Origin of the sequence: Aliiroseovarius sediminilitoris (assembly GCF_900109955.1) — a bacterium.
Lineage (GTDB): Bacteria > Pseudomonadota > Alphaproteobacteria > Rhodobacterales > Rhodobacteraceae > Aliiroseovarius > Aliiroseovarius sediminilitoris.
The window spans coordinates 398,586-418,804 of record NZ_FOJB01000001.1 but is presented as its reverse complement, the minus strand read 5'-3'; the positions used below and the strand labels follow the sequence as shown (position 1 = coordinate 418,804).

21 protein-coding genes are annotated in these 20,219 nt (G+C 55.8%); 10 read left to right on the top strand and 11 right to left on the bottom strand.

Annotated elements, in window-relative coordinates; all coding sequences use genetic code 11:
* Nucleotide 1: 1 nt before the first annotated feature.
* On the bottom strand, nucleotides 2-358 hold the full coding sequence (locus BMY55_RS17005; RefSeq protein ID WP_245744625.1) for a DUF1127 domain-containing protein: 357 nt from the start codon (nucleotides 356-358) through the stop codon (nucleotides 2-4).
* A complete protein-coding gene (locus BMY55_RS17185; protein ID WP_091427857.1) occupies nucleotides 261-485 on the bottom strand; it encodes a DUF1127 domain-containing protein in 225 nt (74 codons plus the stop codon). The genes BMY55_RS17005 and BMY55_RS17185 overlap by 98 nt, the downstream gene beginning before the upstream one ends.
* A gap of 131 nt (nucleotides 486-616) precedes the next feature.
* On the opposite strand from BMY55_RS17185, the gene BMY55_RS02035 reads away from it, so the two are divergent.
* Nucleotides 617-1,549 carry a LysR family transcriptional regulator gene (locus BMY55_RS02035; protein WP_091427855.1) on the top strand — a complete coding sequence of 311 codons (933 nt, stop codon included), beginning with the start codon at nucleotides 617-619 and terminating at the stop codon, nucleotides 1,547-1,549.
* Between the two features lie 438 nt (nucleotides 1,550-1,987).
* On the opposite strand, the gene ureG is transcribed toward BMY55_RS02035, so the two are convergent.
* Genes ureG through BMY55_RS02000 form a run of 8 tightly spaced genes read right to left on the bottom strand, consistent with a single transcriptional unit; the run spans nucleotide 1,988 to nucleotide 6,978 of the window.
* Nucleotides 1,988-2,608 (bottom strand): urease accessory protein UreG, encoded by a 621-nt coding sequence (ureG, locus tag BMY55_RS02030; protein ID WP_091427852.1) that lies wholly within the window; start codon nucleotides 2,606-2,608, stop codon nucleotides 1,988-1,990.
* Entirely contained in the window at nucleotides 2,605-3,273 is a 669-nt protein-coding gene (locus BMY55_RS02025) for an urease accessory protein UreF (protein WP_245744624.1), read from the bottom strand. Before BMY55_RS02025 ends, ureG begins: the two co-directional genes overlap by 4 nt.
* Complete coding sequence (locus BMY55_RS02020; protein WP_091427847.1) at nucleotides 3,239-3,676, bottom strand: urease accessory protein UreE; 438 nt, start codon at nucleotides 3,674-3,676, stop codon at nucleotides 3,239-3,241. The genes BMY55_RS02025 and BMY55_RS02020 overlap by 35 nt, the downstream gene beginning before the upstream one ends.
* Nucleotides 3,676-5,418 carry an urease subunit alpha gene (ureC, locus tag BMY55_RS02015; RefSeq protein WP_091427844.1) on the bottom strand — a complete coding sequence of 581 codons (1,743 nt, stop codon included), beginning with the start codon at nucleotides 5,416-5,418 and terminating at the stop codon, nucleotides 3,676-3,678. The genes BMY55_RS02020 and ureC overlap by 1 nt, the downstream gene beginning before the upstream one ends.
* Nucleotides 5,418-5,723: an urease subunit beta gene (locus tag BMY55_RS02010; RefSeq protein ID WP_091427841.1), complete on the bottom strand. Its 306-nt coding sequence runs from the start codon at nucleotides 5,721-5,723 to the stop codon at nucleotides 5,418-5,420. Before BMY55_RS02010 ends, ureC begins: the two co-directional genes overlap by 1 nt.
* On the bottom strand, nucleotides 5,720-5,890 hold the full coding sequence (locus BMY55_RS16860) for a hypothetical protein (RefSeq protein ID WP_177179272.1): 171 nt from the start codon (nucleotides 5,888-5,890) through the stop codon (nucleotides 5,720-5,722). Before BMY55_RS16860 ends, BMY55_RS02010 begins: the two co-directional genes overlap by 4 nt.
* A gap of 10 nt (nucleotides 5,891-5,900) precedes the next feature.
* Complete coding sequence (locus tag BMY55_RS02005; protein WP_091427838.1) at nucleotides 5,901-6,203, bottom strand: urease subunit gamma; 303 nt, start codon at nucleotides 6,201-6,203, stop codon at nucleotides 5,901-5,903.
* A 1-nt stretch (nucleotide 6,204) separates the two neighbouring features.
* Nucleotides 6,205-6,978, bottom strand: coding sequence for an urease accessory protein UreD (locus tag BMY55_RS02000; protein WP_091427836.1), 774 nt, complete (start codon nucleotides 6,976-6,978; stop codon nucleotides 6,205-6,207).
* A gap of 444 nt (nucleotides 6,979-7,422) precedes the next feature.
* Between BMY55_RS02000 and urtA the strand changes: the two genes are divergently transcribed.
* The 9 genes from urtA (at nucleotide 7,423) to BMY55_RS01955 (ending at nucleotide 17,635) form a co-directional block, all read left to right on the top strand.
* Nucleotides 7,423-8,703 (top strand): urea ABC transporter substrate-binding protein, encoded by a 1,281-nt coding sequence (urtA, locus tag BMY55_RS01995; RefSeq protein ID WP_091427833.1) that lies wholly within the window; start codon nucleotides 7,423-7,425, stop codon nucleotides 8,701-8,703.
* 59 nt (nucleotides 8,704-8,762) lie between these two features.
* Nucleotides 8,763-10,730, top strand: a complete 1,968-nt coding sequence (gene urtB / locus BMY55_RS01990) for an urea ABC transporter permease subunit UrtB (protein WP_091427830.1) — start codon at nucleotides 8,763-8,765, stop codon at nucleotides 10,728-10,730.
* A 3-nt stretch (nucleotides 10,731-10,733) separates the two neighbouring features.
* On the top strand, nucleotides 10,734-11,966 hold the full coding sequence (urtC, locus tag BMY55_RS01985) for an urea ABC transporter permease subunit UrtC (protein ID WP_091427827.1): 1,233 nt from the start codon (nucleotides 10,734-10,736) through the stop codon (nucleotides 11,964-11,966).
* Nucleotides 11,963-12,703, top strand: coding sequence for an urea ABC transporter ATP-binding protein UrtD (gene urtD / locus BMY55_RS01980; protein WP_091427826.1), 741 nt, complete (start codon nucleotides 11,963-11,965; stop codon nucleotides 12,701-12,703). The genes urtC and urtD overlap by 4 nt, the downstream gene beginning before the upstream one ends.
* Nucleotides 12,704-12,706: 3 nt before the next feature.
* Nucleotides 12,707-13,402, top strand: a complete 696-nt coding sequence (urtE, locus tag BMY55_RS01975) for an urea ABC transporter ATP-binding subunit UrtE (protein ID WP_091427824.1) — start codon at nucleotides 12,707-12,709, stop codon at nucleotides 13,400-13,402.
* A 318-nt stretch (nucleotides 13,403-13,720) separates the two neighbouring features.
* Nucleotides 13,721-15,145: a circularly permuted type 2 ATP-grasp protein gene (locus tag BMY55_RS01970; protein WP_091427822.1), complete on the top strand. Its 1,425-nt coding sequence runs from the start codon at nucleotides 13,721-13,723 to the stop codon at nucleotides 15,143-15,145.
* 4 nt (nucleotides 15,146-15,149) lie between these two features.
* Nucleotides 15,150-16,091 (top strand): alpha-E domain-containing protein, encoded by a 942-nt coding sequence (locus tag BMY55_RS01965; protein ID WP_091427821.1) that lies wholly within the window; start codon nucleotides 15,150-15,152, stop codon nucleotides 16,089-16,091.
* Between the two features lie 4 nt (nucleotides 16,092-16,095).
* A complete protein-coding gene (locus tag BMY55_RS01960; RefSeq protein ID WP_091431928.1) occupies nucleotides 16,096-16,893 on the top strand; it encodes a transglutaminase family protein in 798 nt (265 codons plus the stop codon).
* A 10-nt stretch (nucleotides 16,894-16,903) separates the two neighbouring features.
* Nucleotides 16,904-17,635, top strand: a complete 732-nt coding sequence (locus BMY55_RS01955) for a proteasome-type protease (RefSeq protein WP_177179271.1) — start codon at nucleotides 16,904-16,906, stop codon at nucleotides 17,633-17,635.
* A 102-nt stretch (nucleotides 17,636-17,737) separates the two neighbouring features.
* Here BMY55_RS01955 and gyrB read toward each other — a convergent pair whose 3' ends face one another.
* Complete coding sequence (gene gyrB / locus BMY55_RS01950) at nucleotides 17,738-20,155, bottom strand: DNA topoisomerase (ATP-hydrolyzing) subunit B (protein ID WP_091427817.1); 2,418 nt, start codon at nucleotides 20,153-20,155, stop codon at nucleotides 17,738-17,740.
* Nucleotides 20,156-20,219 lie beyond the last annotated feature (64 nt).

The window sequence follows — 20,219 nt, the reverse complement described above, 5'->3', positions numbered from 1 at the left end:
TTTAATCGTCTTTCATCAGTTTCTCCGCATAACTGGGTATGTCGGATCGAGTGATTCCAATCTGAGCGAGCTGATGATCACTCAGTTTTGAGAGTGTTGACAGCATCCGGGTCATTTGTAGGGCTTTCAAAGCAATGTGTGCTTTGGCCAGCGCTTTGCTGCCAATCCTCACAGTCACCAAGTGAAGCTCATACAGCGATTTCGACATGAGATATGCCGTGATGGTGGCGAAACCGCGATCAGACCTAGCCCCTTGAGATCTAGCAGTCATGAATCGCTTCCCTTGCCAGTTCCTTAATTCTGTTGCGCGGAATTCCCAGGTCTCTGAGGTCGCGGTCACTGAGAACTGAAAGCTCATGATAGGTTGTGCGATAGCCTCTGCGCCTGGCGAAGACTTTTCGCAATTGATTGCGTTTGTGATGAAAAAACGCGCGGCCGGCGTCAAAGATGGCATCCGTCCAACTCGTTGAGCTTGTAATTGCCATGATAGCACCTCGTCTATTGCTGCATTGCAGAAATTATGCTGCACTGCAGGAATACGCTCGTTTGGTAGCACTCGCAATTAGTCGATTTGGCATAGGACCCGTGCCACGTCGGAACAGGTCGGAGAGGTGTAATGGACATATCGGCACAAATGTTGATCTTTGCGAATGTCGTTGAGCAAGGGAGTATCTCTGCCGCTGCACGGTCTATGGGACAGACGCCGTCTGCAGTTAGCAAGCAGATAGGGTTTCTTGAGGATCAAGTTCACTACCGATTGCTGAACAGAACTAGGACGGGCGTTTCACCGACACAGGAAGGCAAAGAATTCTACGAAAAATGCAAGGCGATGGCCGACAAATTCAAGGAAGCCGAGGCGCTCATATCAAATCTCGACGGCATCCCGCGCGGAATACTCAGGATTGCGTGCACCGTCGCATTTGGTAAATCCCAACTTATCCGGGTGTTACCGGAATTCATGGAAGAATACCCGGAAGTCCAGATTTCGTTGGTCCTGACTGATCAAGAAGTCGATTTGCAAAGTGAAGGATTTGATGCCGCAGTTTGCTTTGCTGAACAGCGCAAAAATCCCGATATGGTAGTCCGTCGTATTATGTGCAGTCGCCGCGTACTGTGCGCAGCCCCCTCATACCTCGAACGTCGGGGCATCCCGACCGATTTTGCTGCACTGGCTAAGCACAATTGTCTAAGGATCTCTGGGAACAGCGGCCGAAATTCATGGACCACAGTTGAACCTGATTATGGGCAGGATTTTGAAGCACAAGGTAACTTTGACGGGAACAGCACTGACGTTATTTTGCATGCAACGCTCGCTGGAATCGGGATCGCAAGATTGCCTCGATATTTGACCGATCAGAAGTTCCAGTCAGGCGAGCTGGTCCATGTCATGCCTGAATACTCACCACCTAGTACAGACATCGTCGTGATGTTTGCTGAGAGACGCAACCTTGCCCCCAAAACACGCGCGTTTGTTGATTTTCTGGTACGCCGGTTTCGGGATGTCGCTGACAATCAAGCTATAGGGTCACGGGCGAAGGGTTCCGACTAAAGTTTCAGAAGGGTGAACAGCGACGGAAAATACAACGGAAACCGGAAGGGCCCTTCGGAGCGTGTAAATCTGGGATGGAGGATGCCCAGAACGCGCGCTATGGGCATCTGCTTGCTGGCATGGCTGTAATGTCGTGCAGTTGGTCATAGGCTCTTTGCTCAGCGCCTCTTTTGTGCGTCACATAGAATACGTGCCCGATCCCGTCGGATCGAGGTCAATCGCCGACACCCAATCCCGAACAAGCCGCGCATACTGCCGTGGCAATATATGCGGCCTGTCGTGGAACCTACTTGAGAACAGGAAGGAGCACCGGAACATCTCCGGGCTGCGCATCCGACTCCAGATCGTATCCCGGTTGTTTTTGAGATCCATCATTGCTTTTGACCGCCGTAATTCTCGGGCTAGAGTTTTTTCTGAAGTCGCAAATTTCAAGCCAAATCAGTTGCGCCGAAGGCCACCCATTTCGAAAATGTAGTTAAGAACCGTATCAATACCGTTATCATGACGCAGCTTACAAAAGACAAAGGGGCGCGCGCCACGCATCTTTTTGGCGTCTCGCTCCATCACCGCCAGATCAGCACCTACATAAGGTGCGAGGTCTGTTTTGTTGATGATCAGAATGTCTGATCGTGTGATTGCGGGGCCGCCTTTTCGGGGGATTTCCTCTCCTGCAGCCACGTCGATCACGTAGATTGTCAAATCGGCAAGCTCTGGGCTGAAGGTGGCCGAGAGATTGTCGCCTCCGCTTTCGATCAGGACAATCTCAAGATCGGGATGCTTGTCGACGAGGTCCGCAATGGCCGCAAGGTTGATCGACGCGTCCTCTCGGATCGCGGTGTGAGGGCAGCCCCCTGTTTCGACCCCTACTACGCGATCCGACGGTAGGACCTGCAGGCGCATCAGCGCTTCTGCATCCTCCTGCGTGTAAATGTCATTTGTGACGACCGCGATCGAATGCTGGTCGCGCAACTGCTCGCACAGCGCCGCCGTTAATGTTGTCTTCCCCGCGCCTACGGGGCCGCCTATTCCGATACGCAGGGGGCCGTTCGGGCTGGTCATGTGCGGAATATCCTTGAGTATTGGGTTTCGTGCTTCATCGAGGCGACATCTGTAAGGAAAGCGGTGCTGCTAAGGTGGTTCAGATCACCATGTGCATGGGCCTTTGCGACCCGGACACAAAGCGGCGTCAATCGCTTGAGGATGGCCTGCCCCTCGGTCTGACCGACGGGCAAAAGCCGCTGCCCTGCTGCGATCAAGTTCGATAGCAGCGCTTGCATATACAGTTGCGTGGTTTGCGCTGCGGGAAGCTCCTCGCGCGCAGCGGCGAAACCAAGCGCCACGGGATAGGTCAACAGCATCGGCATGTCGCCCCAAAGGGCGGCGGTCACATCGCAAAATGCCCGCCCCTGTGCTTCGGTCTCAAGCAGTCTTTCTTTCGACGGGGCAAAGGCGCGGGCGGTGGCATCGATGTGATAAAGCGCCTCGTGGTTTTCGGCATTATAGGCCGCATTTAGAAACAGCGCATCGGATGACCCGCCGCCGTATTCGGCCACATCCTTCAGCCAACCCTCAAGCCCCGCTGCATCCCGGATCCAGCCTTGGTCCACAGCGGCCTCCAACCCGTGGGAATAAGCAAATGTCCCGACGGGAAAGGCGGGCGAAAGCCATTGAGTGAGGGTTAGAAGCTGGTCAATGCGCATGGGCATGAGTGCGTCCATGTCCATAGGCGCCCCCTTCTGGTGTGAAGGGTTCATGCACCTCGCAGACATCGGCCCCGAGCTTCCCAAGCATGTCCCGGATCACATGGTCGCGCTGGATCAAAAGCCGGTCGGCTTCGATCTGGCAGGGCATGTGACGGTTGCCGATATGCCAGGCAAGCCGGATCAGATCGCCCGTGACTTCCAACAGATCTTCGGCGGCTGGCACCACCTGAATCAACCGGCCATCTTCTAGAACAAAGGCGTCGCTTTGATTGACAGAGGTGGTCTGGCTGAGATCGACAAGAAACCGGATACCACCGTCAGTCGTCAGCACCTTTCTGCGCAGGAAACGGCCTTCATAGTCAAGCGTCACGCGGTCATCCGCGTGGTGGCTGTGTTCAATCTTATGACAAACAGGAAGCGACATCAGAACAGAAAGTACCGTTGCGCCATCGGCAGGGTCTCGGCGGGTTGGCAAGTCAGAAGTTCGCCGTCTGCACGCACTTCATATGTTTCGGGGTTCACTTCAATTTCAGGCGTCGCGTGGTTGAGCATCAGGTCCTTTTTCCCGATGTTCCGGGTGTTTTGCACGGCGACGGTTTGCTTGGCCAATCCCAGAGCAGAGCGGATGCCCGAAGTCTGTGCAGCTTCGCTTACAAAGCAAACGGCCGAGTTCTCAACGGATCGTCCATAGGCGCCAAACATGGGCCGGGAATATACGGGCTGTGGTGTTGGGATCGAAGCATTCGGGTCGCCCATTTGTGCCATGGCAATCGTGCCGCCGATCAGCACCATTTCGGGCTTCACACCAAAGAACGCAGGGCTCCAAAGGACCAGATCTGCGCGTTTGCCGACTTCAATCGACCCGATTTCGCGCCCGATCCCGTGTGCGATTGCCGGATTGATCGTGTATTTCGCCACATACCGGCGAACCCGGAAATTGTCGTTGTCTCCGGTCTCTTCCGAGAGCCGCCCGCGCTGTTTCTTCATCTTGTCAGCAGTTTGCCACGTGCGGATCAGCACCTCACCCACGCGGCCCATCGCCTGGCTGTCGGACGCGATGATCGAGAACGCGCCCATGTCATGCAGAATATCTTCTGCTGCGATGGTCTCGCGACGGATCCGGCTTTCGGCGAAGGCGACGTCTTCAGGGATCGATTTGTCCAGATGGTGGCAGACCATCAGCATGTCCAGATGCTCTTCAAGCGTGTTCACGGTAAAGGGACGCGTTGGGTTGGTCGAGGATGGCAGCACGTGGTCTTCGCCACATATTTTGATGATGTCCGGCGCGTGCCCGCCGCCTGCGCCTTCGGTGTGGAAGGCATGAATCGTGCGCCCTTTCATGGCGGCAACGGTGTTTTCAACAAACCCGCTTTCATTCAGCGTATCCGTGTGAATCATCACCTGCACATCCATGGCATCGGCCACGGACAGGCAGCAATCAATCGCGCCCGGCGTTGTGCCCCAGTCTTCGTGCAGCTTCAGCGCGCAGGCCCCGCCCAGCACTTGTTCTTCCAAAGCGGCCGGCAACGACGCATTCCCCTTTCCGGCAAACGCTAGGTTCATCGGGAAGGCGTCCGCAGCTTGAAGCATCCGCCCGATGTGCCACGGTCCTGGTGTGCAGGTGGTGGCAAGCGTTCCATGGGCCGGACCCGTTCCACCACCCAACATGGTGGTGAGGCCCGAGTGCAACGCGTCTTCGATCTGTTGTGGGCAAATGAAATGGATATGGCTGTCGAAACCACCAGCCGTAAGGATGCGACCCTCGCCTGCGATGGCCTCGGTGCCCGGTCCGACGATGATGTTCACACCCGGCTGCGTATCCGGGTTGCCCGCCTTGCCAATTCCGGCAATACGTCCGTCTTTCAGACCCACATCTGCCTTGTAGATCCCCGTGTGGTCAACGATCAGCGCATTGGTGATCACCGTATCCACCGCGCCTTGGGCACGTGTGGTCTGAGCCTGCCCCATCCCGTCGCGGATCACTTTGCCGCCGCCGAATTTCACCTCTTCCCCGTAAAGCGGTTGATTGCCCTGACCGGCCGCCAAATCGGCGGTCAGATCGCGTTCAACCTCGATGACCAAATCGGTGTCAGCCAGTCGCAGTTTGTCCCCCGTGGTCGGGCCAAACATGGCGGCATAGTCAGCGCGGGAAATCGTGGCGGGCATCAGAGTGCTCCCATAACTTTTTGGTTAAACCCAAATATCTTTCGACCACCGGAAAAGGGGATAAGGTTTACTTCGCGCCGCTGACCCGGTTCGAACCGAACGGCAGTACCGGCCGCAATATCAAGCCGCATGCCATGCGCCGCATCGCGGTCGAAATCCAACGCCGTGTTGCTTTCTGCAAAGTGATAATGACTGCCGACTTGCACCGGGCGGTCCCCGGTATTGGCGACCATCAGCGTGATCGCTTCGCGATCCGCATTCAGGGTAATTTCACCCGCGGCAGGAAACAGCTCTCCGGGGATCATTTGCTGGCACGCAGTTTTTGCAGTCGAAATATGCCCAGTCCTGCGAGCGCGATCACAATGACGCCAGCAGCAACCCAATAGGCTTCAGACCCATGGGCATGAGGCAGTCGATCAGCATGTGCGAATGCGGGCGTTGAGGTGAGCAGAAGAGCAGCAAGGTTGCGCATTGGATTCTCCTTAGCGAATGGGGTTGTGAACGGTGACGAGCTTTGTTCCGTCTGGAAACGTAGCCTCGACCTGGATTTCGTGGATCATCTCGGCGATCCCATCCATGCATTGATTGCGTGAAACGATTTCAGCACCGGCCTCCATCATGTCAGCGACCGACCGTCCGTCGCGCGCGCCTTCGACCACTGCATCCGTGATCAAGGCGATGGCTTCAGGATGGTTGAGCTTCACGCCACGGGACAGCCGTTTGCGCGCGACCTCGGCGGCCATGGCAACGAGCAGCTTGTCCTTTTCTCGGGGAGTTAGGTTCATGTCAGATTATCCAGCATTTAGGCAGTTGATTGCGTGTCAGGAGGTTAAGGGCTGGTAGCAGATGCTTGCGCAGCAGGTATCCATCGGGTGCGAGTATCCGGCACACCAGTTGGTCTTCTTGGATCAGACTTGCGGCGCCAGTTTCTGGCAGCAAACTCCGTATCGTCGTCAAGCGGGCTTCTGCGTCCGGCGCGATGTAGACCAAAGACACCATGGCGCGGTTGCTGCCCGCGATGTGAGGACGCGACAATGTATTCTCGATGTTGGCGCGCAACCTAACTTGGTCCAGAAAAACAGGTTTGCCGTTTCGTGTGATTTCCACCCGATCTTCAAACTGCGCGTTGGAAAGTTGCTCTCCCATCAGCGCCCGCCCGAAGATCACCGGCTCACAAATTAACGCAGACGCGCCTTGTTCCAGCGCGACATGGAGGGATCGCTTTAGATGGCAATTGTTAAACAGGATCGTTTCTTGCGGAAGCCAGTTCAGATGACCGCCGCTTTTGACGGTCAGGGCGCTTGTGATGTGCCCGCTATCTTCACCCACACTTGCATAAGCGCGTTCGGATGCTTGGGTCGTGATGGTTAAGTGAGCATCTGTTTGCGCCGTTGCAGCAACTGTAAACCGGTCTCCTCCGGTCACGCCGCCTGCGGTGTTTACCAAAACGGCTTCGCACCCACCCTCAGCTTTGCGCGGGAACAAGCATTTCAAAGAGCCCGATTGCCTAAGATTGCGCAAACGGGTTTGCGTCCCCGCAGCTACAACAGTGAGATTCACGCCGCCGATGGCGCGCGGCTGGATCTGTGTCGCTTCAGGATGCTTTATGTGCGTGGGCCGGTTGATGGGACATCTCGTTTATCAGAGGTACCCATATTTCTTGCCACATACGCGTTTAAGACCATCGAAATCTGACATCTGGCACCCACCAAACCTCTACTGCGTGAAAAATGAGCTTTCGCGAGTCATTGTGCTGAAAGTTGCAGCACACGTTAATAATTGCAGCGCTACGACCCTTGCAGTGTTGCAAAGTCCGCCGCAGTGCAGCGAGGCTCTTTCTGCCTGCTGAGCCGATGCTTGGGAGACAGGTGTGTGACGGCAAGACGAAGTAGTGCTCGCATCAAGCCGCCACACGGGTGCAACAAAGGAAGTTGCAGAGACAACGCCTAGTGAAACATGCGTATTTGCGCAAGTGTCCATGGCCTTCTCTGCGAGGAGAAACACATGAATTTTTTGAAAACTACGATGCTGGCCACGGTTGCGACGGCTGCCGTTGCGACGGCTGCCAATGCTGCTGAATGTCCGATTAAGGTTGGTGTTCTGCATTCCCTTTCCGGGACCATGGCGATCTCGGAAACCACGTTGAAAGACACGATGCTGATGCTGGTGGACGAACAGAACGCCAAGGGTGGCGTGCTTGGATGCGAACTGGAAGCTGTCGTCGTAGACCCAGCCTCTGACTGGCCACTGTTCGCTGAAAAAGCGCGTGAGCTGCTGACCGTTCACGAGGTTGATGTGATTTTCGGCAACTGGACATCAGTATCACGTAAATCAGTTCTGCCCGTAATCGAAGAATTGAACGGTCTGCTGTTCTATCCGGTTCAGTATGAGGGTGAAGAAAGCTCGAAAAACGTGTTCTACACCGGTGCTGCCCCGAACCAACAGGCCATCCCGGCAACTGACTATTTCTTGGATGAACTGGGCGTTGAAAAATTCGCTCTGCTCGGCACCGATTATGTGTACCCGCGCACCACGAACAACATTCTGGAAAGTTATCTAAAAGGCAAAGGCATTGCCGCTGAAGACATCTTTGTGAACTACACCCCGTTTGGTCATTCAGACTGGTCCAAAATCGTTGCTGATGTTGTCGCCATGAGTGCTGACGGTAAGAAGGTCGGCGTGATCTCGACCATCAACGGTGACGCAAACATCGGTTTTTATAAAGAGCTGGCCGCGGCCGGTATCTCGGCGGATGACATTCCCGTGGTTGCATTCTCGGTCGGTGAAGAAGAGCTGTCGGGTCTGGATACCTCGAACCTTGTTGGCCATCTGGCGGCGTGGAACTATTTCCAGTCAGCCGAATCTGATGCAAACACAGCATTCATCAAAGCCTGGAAGGCCAGGATGGGTGAGGAACGTGTGACCAATGATCCGATGGAAGCACATTTCATTGGCTTCAACATGTGGGTCAACGCGGCAGAGGCTGCTGGAACCACTGACGTCGATGCCGTGCGCACCGCGATGTATGGCCAAGAGTTCCCGAACCTGACTGGCGGCACCGCCGTAATGCTGCCCAACCACCACTTGGCCAAGCCGGTGTTGATCGGGGAAATCCAGGATGATGGTCAGTTCGACATCATCAGCCAGACCGAAGAAGTTCCCGGCGACGCATGGACCGACTACTTGGCAGAATCCGCTGTGCTTAAGTCGGATTGGAAGGATCTGGGTTGCGGTATGTACAACACCGAAACCAGCAGCTGTGTTCAACTGAAGTCCAACTACTAATCTGAAACTTTTAGAGGGGCTTTGGCCCCTCTGACCCCTTTGCCTGAAGGCTTCTTCCCATGAGAACCCATGTTTTGGCCGCGCTGATGGTCCTTGTCTCGGCGTTAATGACACTTGCACAGACGGACAGTCCAGTGGGCCCGATGCAAATCGTTTTGCAAGACCACAAAGAAGCGGTCCTTAAAAGCTCGCGCAAGACGATTGGTCCTGCGATTGATGCGGTCGTTGCCAGCAAATTGCCGCAAGCGCGCGCAATGCTGAACACATGGCAAAGCAAAGACATGTGGCACCACAAGCCAAGCGGGCTGTTCTATCAAGCTCAGAAGGTCGAGGGCAAAACCTATCGTCTTATAGACTTCGACACCGGCGAAGTTGTTGGCGAAGTCGACAAAGGTGATCTGAAGCAGATCAAACCAAACAGCGGCATTCGCGCGATGATTGCGACAGCGCTTGTTCGCTTCCAACTGGAAGACCCCGATCCGTTGATGCGTGCAAAGGGCCTGACCGGAATCGAGCGCGCGCCAAACGCGTCGCTGCTTGAACCCCTAGTTGCGTCAGTCGAAAGCGAGACGGATCCTGATCTTAAGGCACGCAAAGCCCGGCTTGCGAAACTGCTTACAATATCCTTTGGCGACGACGACCTTGCACGCGTTGCTGCGATTGAGGAGCTTTCCGGTGATCTGGGTGTCGATGTGCGTGGTGCACTTAACCCCTTGGTCACGAAAGTGACCAGAGCCTTCGAAGGAGATATCCCCGCCGATTTGAACGTCGCGCAAACACGCGTTCCCGGACGCGATGAATTTACCAAGGCGGCCGCGTATCAATTGCTCGTCGATGCCGAAAAAGCACCAGCCTTGATTTCGGACGATCAGCTTCGATCGTCGCTGAGCGCGCACATCGACGGTGGCCAAGTTGGTGGTGTGCCAATTGCCCAGCTTAGCGATGCCGATGCCCGCGTTCGTGCTTATGCCGCTCTGGCCGCAACGGGGAAAGTTCCCCCGCTTGTTTCGGAGGCCGACATTGATAGCTCGTTGCAAGCGTTCAGTTTCGCGGACGTCTATGCAGAGACGTCCCCCGCCGTCACTCAAGCCGCCGAAGCGGCGCTTACCAAAATCTCGACCCGAGTATCACTCAGCCAAACCGCAGATCTGACGCTGGATGCGCTGTCACTGGCGTCAATCTATTTTCTGGCGGCAATCGGTTTGGCCATCACCTTTGGCGTGATGGGCGTGATCAACATGGCCCATGGCGAATTTATCATGATGGGGGCCTACACCGGGTATGTCGTTCAGCAACTTGTTCCAAACCACACGGTATCGATTATCGTCGCGGTCCCTCTGGCATTTGCGGTGACATTTGCTGCAGGCGTTGTCTTGGAACGGCTGGTAATCCGCTGGCTCTACAACCGCCCGCTTGAGACGCTTCTGGCAACTTTTGGTATCTCGATTGCGTTACAACAGCTGGCGAAGAACATCTTTGGTACGCAAGCACGTCCGCTTACCGCGCCCGGCTGGCTTGACGGCGCGCTTGTTCTGAATCCCGTGATTTCAATCAGCTACATTCGCATTGCAATCTTCGTATTGGCGCTGATCTTTCTGGGTGTGTTCCTCTACATCATGAAGCGCACGCGGCTGGGGCTTGAGACCCGTGCTGTGACGCAAAACTCGCGGATGGCGGGTGCGATGGGGATCAATCCGGGACGCGTGAATATGCTGACCTTCGGTCTTGGATCAGGCATCGCCGGTATCGCAGGCGTCGCCATCGGGCTTTTTGCCAAGGTGACCTCGGAACTTGGATCTGACTATATCGTGCAAAGCTTCATGACCGTTGTCGTCGGTGGCGTCGGCAACATCTGGGGCACGTTGGCAGGGGCCGCGATGATTGGATTCCTTCAAAAAGGGATCGAGTGGATGAACCCGTCCAACACGCTTGCGGCCCAGACTTATATGATCATCTTCATCATCATTTTCATCCAGTTCCGACCGCGAGGGATCATCGCCCTCAAGGGTCGCGCGGCGGGGGATTGATCCATGCAGAAATCCTTTGTCTTGCGCAATCCATCCACACTGGTTTTTCTGGCGGTACTGGCTGTGTTCACGATCCTCGTGACGGTGCTGGCCGAAGGCTCGGGTGCCGGGTTGATCTCGACCAGTTTCGTGAAAACGCTGGGTAAAACGCTCTGCCTTGCACTTATTGCCGTCGCGATGGATTTGGTCTGGGGATACACGGGCATTCTTAGCCTTGGCCACTTCGCGTTCTTCGGCCTTGGCGGCTACATGATTGGTATGTGGCTAATGTATGAACGCACGCGCGGGATCGTCGAAGCCTCGTTGGCAGAGGCGCGGATCCCCCCGACTGCTCAGGAAGTGGTGGATGCGATCGGCAATCAAATCTTTGGCGTGGTTGGCTCAAGCGAGTTCCCAGTTATCTGGAGCTTTGCGGACAGTCTCGCCATACAATTGGCGCTGGTCGTGCTGGTTCCGGGGGCTCTGGCCGCCGTCTTCGGCTGGCTGGCCTTCCGGTCACGCGTGACGGGCGTATATCTTTCGATCTTGACGCAGGCCATGACGCTGGCCCTTGCTCTGTACCTGTTCCAAAACGACAGCGGATTGCGCGGTAACAATGGACTTTCTGGCCTTCAGAACCTTCCCGGCATGGATCACGTACCACAGGCGACGATCTCAATCTGGTTCTTTTGGGCATCTGCATTTGCTTTGGGTTTAGGTTATCTCTTTGCGTCCTGGATCGTGTCCGGCAAATTCGGGTCGGTTATCCGCGGTATTCGCGATGACGAGGCGCGCGTCAGGTTCCTTGGGTATCCGGTGGAAACCTACAAGCTGTTTTTGTTCACAGTCACCGCGATGATCGCGGGCATCGCTGGCGCGCTTTATTATCCGCAGGCGGGGATCATCAACCCGGCAGAAGTCGCGCCCATCGCATCAATCTACCTGGCTGTTTGGGTCGCCATTGGGGGCCGCGGGCGGCTTTACGGCGCCGTCATCGGCGCGATCTTCGTAAGCCTCGTGTCGTCATGGTTCACCGGAGGACAAGTGCCGGATGTGAACCTTGGGTTTTACACCATAAAATGGGTCGACTGGTGGCTGATCGTGTTGGGCCTGAGCTTTGTGGCCGTCACGCTCTTTGCTCCAAAAGGCATCGGAGGATTGGTTGATCTGTGGACTGACCGCAAAAGCCCCAATCGCCACGGTGCCGATCTGGGACCAAGCGAAGGCTCGCTGCAAGAAAAGGAGGCTGTTGAATGAGCACTCTTTTAGAAGTCTCTGGTGTCTCTGTCAGCTTTGACGGGTTCAAGGCGATCAACAATCTAAGCTTCACAATCGGGTCGGCAGAGTTACGTGCCATCATCGGTCCGAACGGCGCAGGCAAGACCACATTCATGGACATCATTACCGGCAAAACCAAACCGGATGAAGGACGCGTTGTTTGGGGGGACTTGAGCCGATCATTACTGGGCATGTCGGAGGCAAAAATCGCACAAGCCGGCATTGGTCGGAAGTTTCAAAAGCCGACGGTATTCGAAGACCAATCGGTCGAAGAAAACCTTGTCATGGCGTTGAAAAGCAAACGTGGCCCGTTCGCGGCACTTTTTTACAAACGCAGTTCGGACGACATGTCGCGTGTTGACGAGTTGGCGGATGAAATTAACCTTGCCGATCAGTTACACCGCAAAGCGGGCGAACTTAGCCATGGGCAAAAACAGTGGCTGGAGATCGGCATGCTTTTGGCGCAAGACCCACAGCTGTTGTTGGTTGATGAACCCGCGGCTGGGATGACACCCGCAGAACGTGAACACACAACCGCCCTGCTGGTCGAGGCCGCAAAAACCTGTGCCGTGGTTGTCGTCGAGCATGACATGGAATTTGTGCGACGTTTGAACTGCCGGGTCACGGTTTTGCATGAAGGTGCTGTGCTGGCTGAAGGCAGTCTGGATCACGTCACGTCGAACCAAGAAGTCATCGACGTGTATTTGGGGCGATAAAACATGCTGAACGTGAACGATCTGACGCTCCACTATGGGCATTCACAAATCTTGAACGGGATATCATTCGAAGCACAGGCAGGCAAAGTCACCTGTGTAATGGGCACGAACGGCGTCGGCAAAACTAGCCTGATGCGCGCGATTTCTGGGGCGCATCCAAGATCAGGCGGTAAAGTCACTTTGGATGGCGAAGATTTGGGCATGCTGCCGGCGCATGCTTTGTCTCAGAAAGGCATCGCAATTGTGCCGCAGGGTCGCGAAATCTTTCCGCTGCTCACTGTGCGCGAAAACCTGGAAACAGGATTTTCCTGTCTACCCGCATCGGAACATCATATCCCGGAAGAGATGTTCGAACTTTTCCCGATACTGCGAAAGTTTCTGGGCCGCCGCGGTGGCGATTTGTCGGGCGGGCAGCAGCAGCAGTTGGCGATTGCGCGAGCGTTGATCACCAAACCCAAACTGCTTTTGCTGGACGAGCCGACGGAAGGCATTCAACCAAACATCATCCAGCAGATCGGAGAAGTGATAAAGTTGCTTCGTGATCGAGGCGACATGGCAATCGTGCTGGTCGAACAATACTTCGATTTCGCTTATGAGCTTGCCGACAACTTTGTGGTTTTGCGTCGCGGCGAAGTCACGATGTCCGGAAGCAAACAGGATGCAAACCGAGACGCGCTGCTCAAAGCTGTCTCGGTCTGACCAACAGTTGGCCCAGCTCTTCCAGGCCTCTTTTTCCCGCTTGCGTACATGCAGGAAGTCCCGAATGTCGAAAACGGACCTTTCATCCATCGACACATAAACCAGCCCCATATTGGTGGGTTCCTGTAAGCATCCAGCCCGCAGTCACATCTTTAGCTGTTACTGAAAAGCGCGGAAATTGATCTTGAGGCCAGGCTGAGCCGCGAAGGCGCCCAAATATTGGGCAAATCGATATCAGCTTAGCAAACCGGCCGCGTTGACTCTGGCAATTCCGCGCTAAGGAATGCCCAATCACCGGGACATTCGGAGAGGTTAGGAATGGAGAATACGCCGATCTTCGACGAGATGTGGGGCAGCAATAAGCGGCTGAGGCAGCCGTATCAGCAGTTTCACCCCTGGTTCGAAGGTGAAGATCCCAAACGCTTGCGCTCTAAACAACGCGAAGCGGAAGACCTGTTCCGGCTGACGGGCATTACGTTCAACGTATATGGGCGCGCTGAAGCTGAAGAAAGGTTGATCCCTTTTGATATCATCCCGCGCATCATCTCGGATCGGGAATGGTCACGGGTGACCAAGGGGATCGAGCAGCGGGTGCGCGCGATAAACGCGTTTCTGCACGACATTTATCACCGGCAAGAGATCATCAAGGCGGGCCGAATTCCACGCGAAATGATCAGTCGGAATGCCGCTTTCGAGCCGACCATGATCGGCGTCTCACCACCCGGCGGGATCTATACACATATCGTTGGTGTCGATCTTGTGCGCGCCGGTCCGGACGAGTTCTTTGTTCTTGAAGACAATGCGCGCACTCCAAGCGGCGTCAGCTACATGCTCGAAAACCGCGAGACCATGTTGCAGATGTTCCCCGAGTTGTTTTCGCGCAACCGGGTTAAAAGCGTGCAAAGCTACCCGATGGATCTTCGCCGTTCTTTGTCGGCTTGCGCCCCCGCTGCGACCAAGGGACTACCAGTCGTTGCGGTGCTTACCCCCGGCATATACAATTCGGCCTATTACGAACATGCGTTCCTTGCAGATCAAATGAGCGCAGAGCTTGTCGAGGGCCATGATCTGCGTGTCGTGGACGGGCGCGTGGCCATGCGCACAACGCGCGGCTATACCCCGATTGATGTGCTTTACCGGCGGGTTGATGACGACTTTCTCGACCCTTTGAATTTCGATCCCGAAAGCCAGCTTGGCGTGCCGGGTATCATGGACGTTTATCGGGCTGGGGGGATAACCATTGCCAATGCTCCCGGAACCGGGATTGCCGATGACAAGGCAATCTATAGCTACATGCCTGAAATCGTAGAGTTTTACACAGGCGAGCGTCCTTTGCTGAAGAACGTGCCGACATGGCGTTGTTCTGAGCCGGACCAACTGGCCCATGTGCTCGACAATCTCGAAGAACTGGTTGTCAAAGAAGTCCATGGCTCAGGTGGGTATGGGATGCTGATCGGACCAACGGCCACCAAAAAGGACATTGCAGCTTTCAGGCGAAAGCTTAAAGCGCGGCCAAGCAATTATATCGCGCAGCCAACACTCAGCCTGTCGACCGTGCCGATCTTTGCCCGTCAGGGTTTGACCCCGCGGCACGTTGATTTGCGCCCTTTCGTTCTTGTCGGTCCAGACGCGATCAAGGTCACGTCCGGCGGGCTCACGCGCGTGGCGCTTGAAAAAGGTTCGCTTGTGGTCAACTCCAGCCAAGGTGGCGGGACCAAGGATACTTGGGTGGTGGAGGACTGATGCAATGCTAGGTAAAACCGCCAATGGTCTTTACTGGATGTATCGCTCTCTTGAGAGGGCCGAGAACACCGCGCGCCTGATTGAAACCGGTCAGCGCATCGCCCTGACACGGCTTGAGTTGGGCGAAAGCGAATGGCGGTCCGTCCTGCAGTCGGCTGGCAGCTTGGAACAGTTCGAAGCAAACCGGGACGAGTTGACCAAAGATGCCGCGATTGACTGGCTGTTGCGCGACCGTTCAAACCCATCATCCGTACTGTCCTCCATCGAAACATCTCGCCAAAATGCCCGACTTGTGCGCACGGCCCTGACCCACGAGGTCTGGGAAGCCACAAATGCCGCCTATATGAGCGCACGCGACGTACTGGCGCGCAAAGTGGTAGAGCGTGACTTGCCGAGCGTTCTAAGCACCTTACGCCAACGAACGGCTCTTGTTCGCGGGATGACACACGGCACAATGCTGCGCAACGATATCTATAACTTCGCGCGGCTTGGAACATTTATCGAGCGCGCAGATAACACTGCACGTATTCTTGACGTGAAATACTATGTGCTACTGCCGTCGGCCAGGGCGGTGGGAACATCACTGGACAATGTGCAATGGGAATCGATCCTGCGATCGGTATCGGCACGTGGCGGGTTTCGCATGGAATATGGCGCAGGTGCCGGAACGCGCGAGATCGCGCATTTCCTGATCCTCGACAGGCGAATGCCGCGATCATTGGCGTTCTGCGTGCGTAAGCTTCACGATAATCTCGGATATTTGAGCAGAGATCTGAGGCGGCCCAGTCCGGCCCAATCAAAGACCTTGCATTTTGAACGGACCTATCTCAGCCACGAAATCGACGCAGTTTTCGACTTTGGCCTTCACGAATACGTCCAGAAAGCTCTGAGGCTTCTAGCAGACCTGTCCGCGCAGATTGAAACTGACTTTCGGTTCTATGAGTAAGATCATGCGCCTGACCATCCGCCACGAAACCCGCTATAATTTCGCTACACCGGTGAAATACGGGTTGCAACAGCTTCGCAAGACACCGAAGTCCTCGCACCAGCAATCGGTATTGTCATGGCGGACAGAAGTCGTCGGCGGCCAACGTGAGCTGAGCTATGAAGATCAAAACGACAACACTGTCGAGTTGATCAGCTTCGCGCCGGAAGCACAGGAGTTGACCGTTGTCAGTGAAGGCGAGGTCGAACTGAGCGACAATCACGGCATCTTCGGTCAGCATCGCGGGGCGGCACCGCTTTGGTTCTTTCAGAAATCGACGACAAGGACAGAAGCGAGGCAAGGGGTCAGGGCAATTCTGCACGACACTCCGAAGTCAGAGCCGCTGGACCAATTGCATGCTCTGTCGGACATCATCCGTGACAGTGTGCGTTTTGAGGTGGGTGCTTCAGACGCAGATTGGGGTGCAGAAGAGGCCATCGCGGCTGGCAAAGGCGTGTGCCAAGACCACACTCATATCTTTCTGAGTTGTGCCCGCGAACTGGGCTACCCGGCGCGTTACGTATCTGGATACCTGATGCTAAACGACCGAACAGCTCAGGAGGCGATGCACGCATGGGCCGAAGCCCATGTCGAAGGGCTGGGCTGGGTCGGTTTCGACGTGTCGAACGCGATTTCACCTGATACACGTTATGTGCGCGTGGCGACCGGTCGGGACTATGCCGAAGCAGCCCCGGTATCGGGCACGCGCGTCGGTGGCGCAGAAGAAACTCTGTCTGTTGCCATTGATGTGGTGCAGCAATAGGAAGACCTGAATGACTTACTGTGTGGGGATGATGCTCGAGCGGGGGCTGGTTTTCATGTCAGATACGCGCACGAATGCCGGGCTTGACAATATCTCGACCTTTCGGAAGATGTCGATCTGGGAAACGCCGGGGGATCGGTCGATCACGCTGATGTCGGCGGGCAATCTGGCAACGACGCAAGCAGTCGTCAGCTTGTTGGACGAGCGTAGCAAATCCCACGACGAACGCGCGCCGTCACTTCTCGCGGTTCCTTCCATGTTCCAAGCGGCACGCATAGTGGCCGACACGTTGCGCGAAGTGATCGCAAGCCATGCCAACACAGGCCAGCGCGCCGATAGCAGCTTCAACGCAACCCTGATCCTTGGAGGTCAGATTAAGGGAGGCCCGCATAGGCTTTTCTTGATCTACCCAGAGGGCAATTTCATCGAAGCGGCCAAGGACACCCCATTTTTCCAGATTGGCGAGACTAAATATGGCCGGCCAATACTCGTGAGGGCCTATGAGTCGGACATGAGCTTTGAAGCCGCGATGAAGCTTCTGTTGGTGAGCTTCGATTCCACGACCAAAGCAAACCTGACGGTGGGCGCGCCATTCGATTTCCATTGCTACGATAAAGACAGCCTGAAAACTGGCCAAACCGGGCGCATGGCAAGTGATGACCCTTATTTCCAATCAGTTTCCCAAGGATGGGGCGACGCGCTGCGCGAGGCCTTGGACATGCTGCCGGATTTCTCGCTGTAAGCAGACCACTCGCCGGATGCTTGCGTTGTAAACGATGGCGGTTATTGTTACCGCCCGTAGCGAAAAACCGCTGCCTGTTCTTTCGACCAAACCTAGTAGCTACTAGAAATCCAGATTCTCGACGGACAGCGCGTTTTGCTGAATAAATTCGCGGCGCGGCTCGACAACATCGCCCATCAGCTTGGTGAACAGATCGTCTGCATCTGCCAGATCGTCCACTTTCACCTGAAGCAACGTGCGGGCTTCCGGGTCCAGCGTGGTTTCCCAAAGCTGATCAGGGTTCATCTCACCCAACCCCTTGTAGCGTTGCAAGGTCAAACCTTTTTCGCCTTCGGTCAGAATACCCTGCAGAAGGTCAATTGGTCCCTGCACAAGAACCTCACGATCTTTGCGCACGAGGTGAGAGCTGTCACTGTAGATGTCGCGCGTGTCTTTCGAGACCTCGGACAGGCGGCGTGCCTCTCCCGAGCGCAGCACCGCGCCATCCAGGGTGCGGATTTCTTCTACTCCGCGCAGGATACGAGCCAGTCGAATACCGTGATCTTGGGTGATCCGACCTTGCCAACCGCGTTCGTATTCCACGGCGACCTTGTCCAATCGCTTCGCCACGCTTTCAGCAACGGCTTGCAGATCGGCATCGGCACGACCCGGATCAAACGCACCGGCAAGGGCAGCCTGTTCCAGAATGTTGCGCGGATAATGGGTGGGAAAGGCTTCCAGGATGCGGCGGAAACTGCGCGCGGCTTCGACCACGCGAGCCAGATCGGCCCCTGCGATCTCTTCACCATTTGCAAGCCGCAGAACGGTGCCGTCGATGCCCTGCGCAATCAGGTAATCTTCCAATTCTACCTGATCTTTCACGTAAACCTCGGACTTGCCGCGGCTGACTTTGTAAAGCGGCGGCTGCGCGATATAAAGGTATCCGCCTTCAATCAGTTCCGGCATCTGACGGAAGAAGAAGGTCAGAAGCAGCGTGCGGATATGGGCGCCATCGACGTCCGCATCGGTCATGATGATGATCTTGTGATAGCGCAGCTTCGAGATGTCGAATTCGTCCCGCCCGATACCCGTACCCAAGGCGGTGATGATGGTGCCGATTTCCTGGCTGGACAGCATCTTGTCAAACCGCGCGCGTTCGACGTTCAGAATCTTGCCGCGCAGGGGCAAAACGGCCTGATTGTGGCGGGATCGACCCTGTTTTGCCGACCCACCGGCCGAGTCGCCCTCGACCATGAACAGCTCGCGCTTGGCGGGGTCGCGTTCCTGACAATCGGCCAGCTTGCCGGGCAGGGACGCCACATCCAGCGATGATTTCTTACGCGTCATTTCGCGCGCCTTGCGGGCCGCTTCGCGCGCCAGAGCGGCTTCGATGATCTTGCCGACAATCATCTTGGCAATGTTCGGGTTTTCGTCAAACCACTCCTGCAACTTCTCGTTCATCAGCCCTTCGACCGCGGGCCGCACTTCCGAGCTGACCAGCTTGTCCTTGGTCTGGGACGAGAATTTGGGGTCCGGCACCTTGACCGAAAGTACGCAGGTCAGACCCTCGCGCGCATCGTCGCCGGTGAAGTTCACCTTTTCCTTCTTGGCCAACCCGGTCGAGTTGGCATAGAGGTTCAGCGTCCTGGTCAGCGCCCCACGGAAACCCGCCAAATGCGCACCGCCATCGCGTTGCGGAATGTTGTTGGTGAAGGGCAGCACGTTCTCGTGATAGCCGTCATTCCACCACATCCCGACCTCGACCCCGATCCCGTCTTTTTCGCCCGTGACGAAGATGGGTTCTTCCATCAGGGGGGTCTTGGAGCGATCGAGGTATTTCACGAACTCTTTCACGCCGCCTTCGTAATGCAGTTCTGTCCGCAGTTTCTCGGCGGGGCGTTCGTCTTCGATGATGATCCGCACGCCCGAGTTCAGGAAGCTCAACTCGCGCAGACGGTTTTCCAGCGTCTTGAACTGGTAATCGAGGTTCGAGAATGTTGTCGTAGACGCAAGAAACCGCACTTCGGTGCCGGTACGGTCGCCGCAATTACCGACGACCTTCAGGTGTTCGACGGTCTCGCCACGCTCAAAGCGCGCAACGTGTTCTTTGCCGCCGCGCCAGATGCGCAGTTCCAGCCAGTCGGACAGCGCGTTCACCACCGACACACCGACGCCGTGCAACCCGCCCGACACCTTATAGGAGTTCGAGTCAAACTTACCGCCTGCGTGAAGCTGGGTCATGATGACCTCGGCCGCCGAAACGCCTTCTTCCTGGTGGATATCGGTGGGAATTCCGCGCCCGTTGTCCGACACAGAAACCGAGTTATCGGCGTGGATTGTGACATTCACGGCATCGGCATGACCGGCCAGGGCCTCGTCAATGCCGTTGTCCACGACTTCATATACCATATGGTGCAGACCAGACCCATCATCGGTGTCGCCGATATACATGCCAGGACGCTTGCGAACGGCCTCTAAACCTTTGAGAACTTTAATGGATTCGGCACCGTATTCGGCACCGGTCTGCGCGTCATCAGCCATAAGGGACTTCCTGTTCATTGTTGCCGAAAATATAGGGTTTTTTACCGGCGTTGTCACCCGCCTG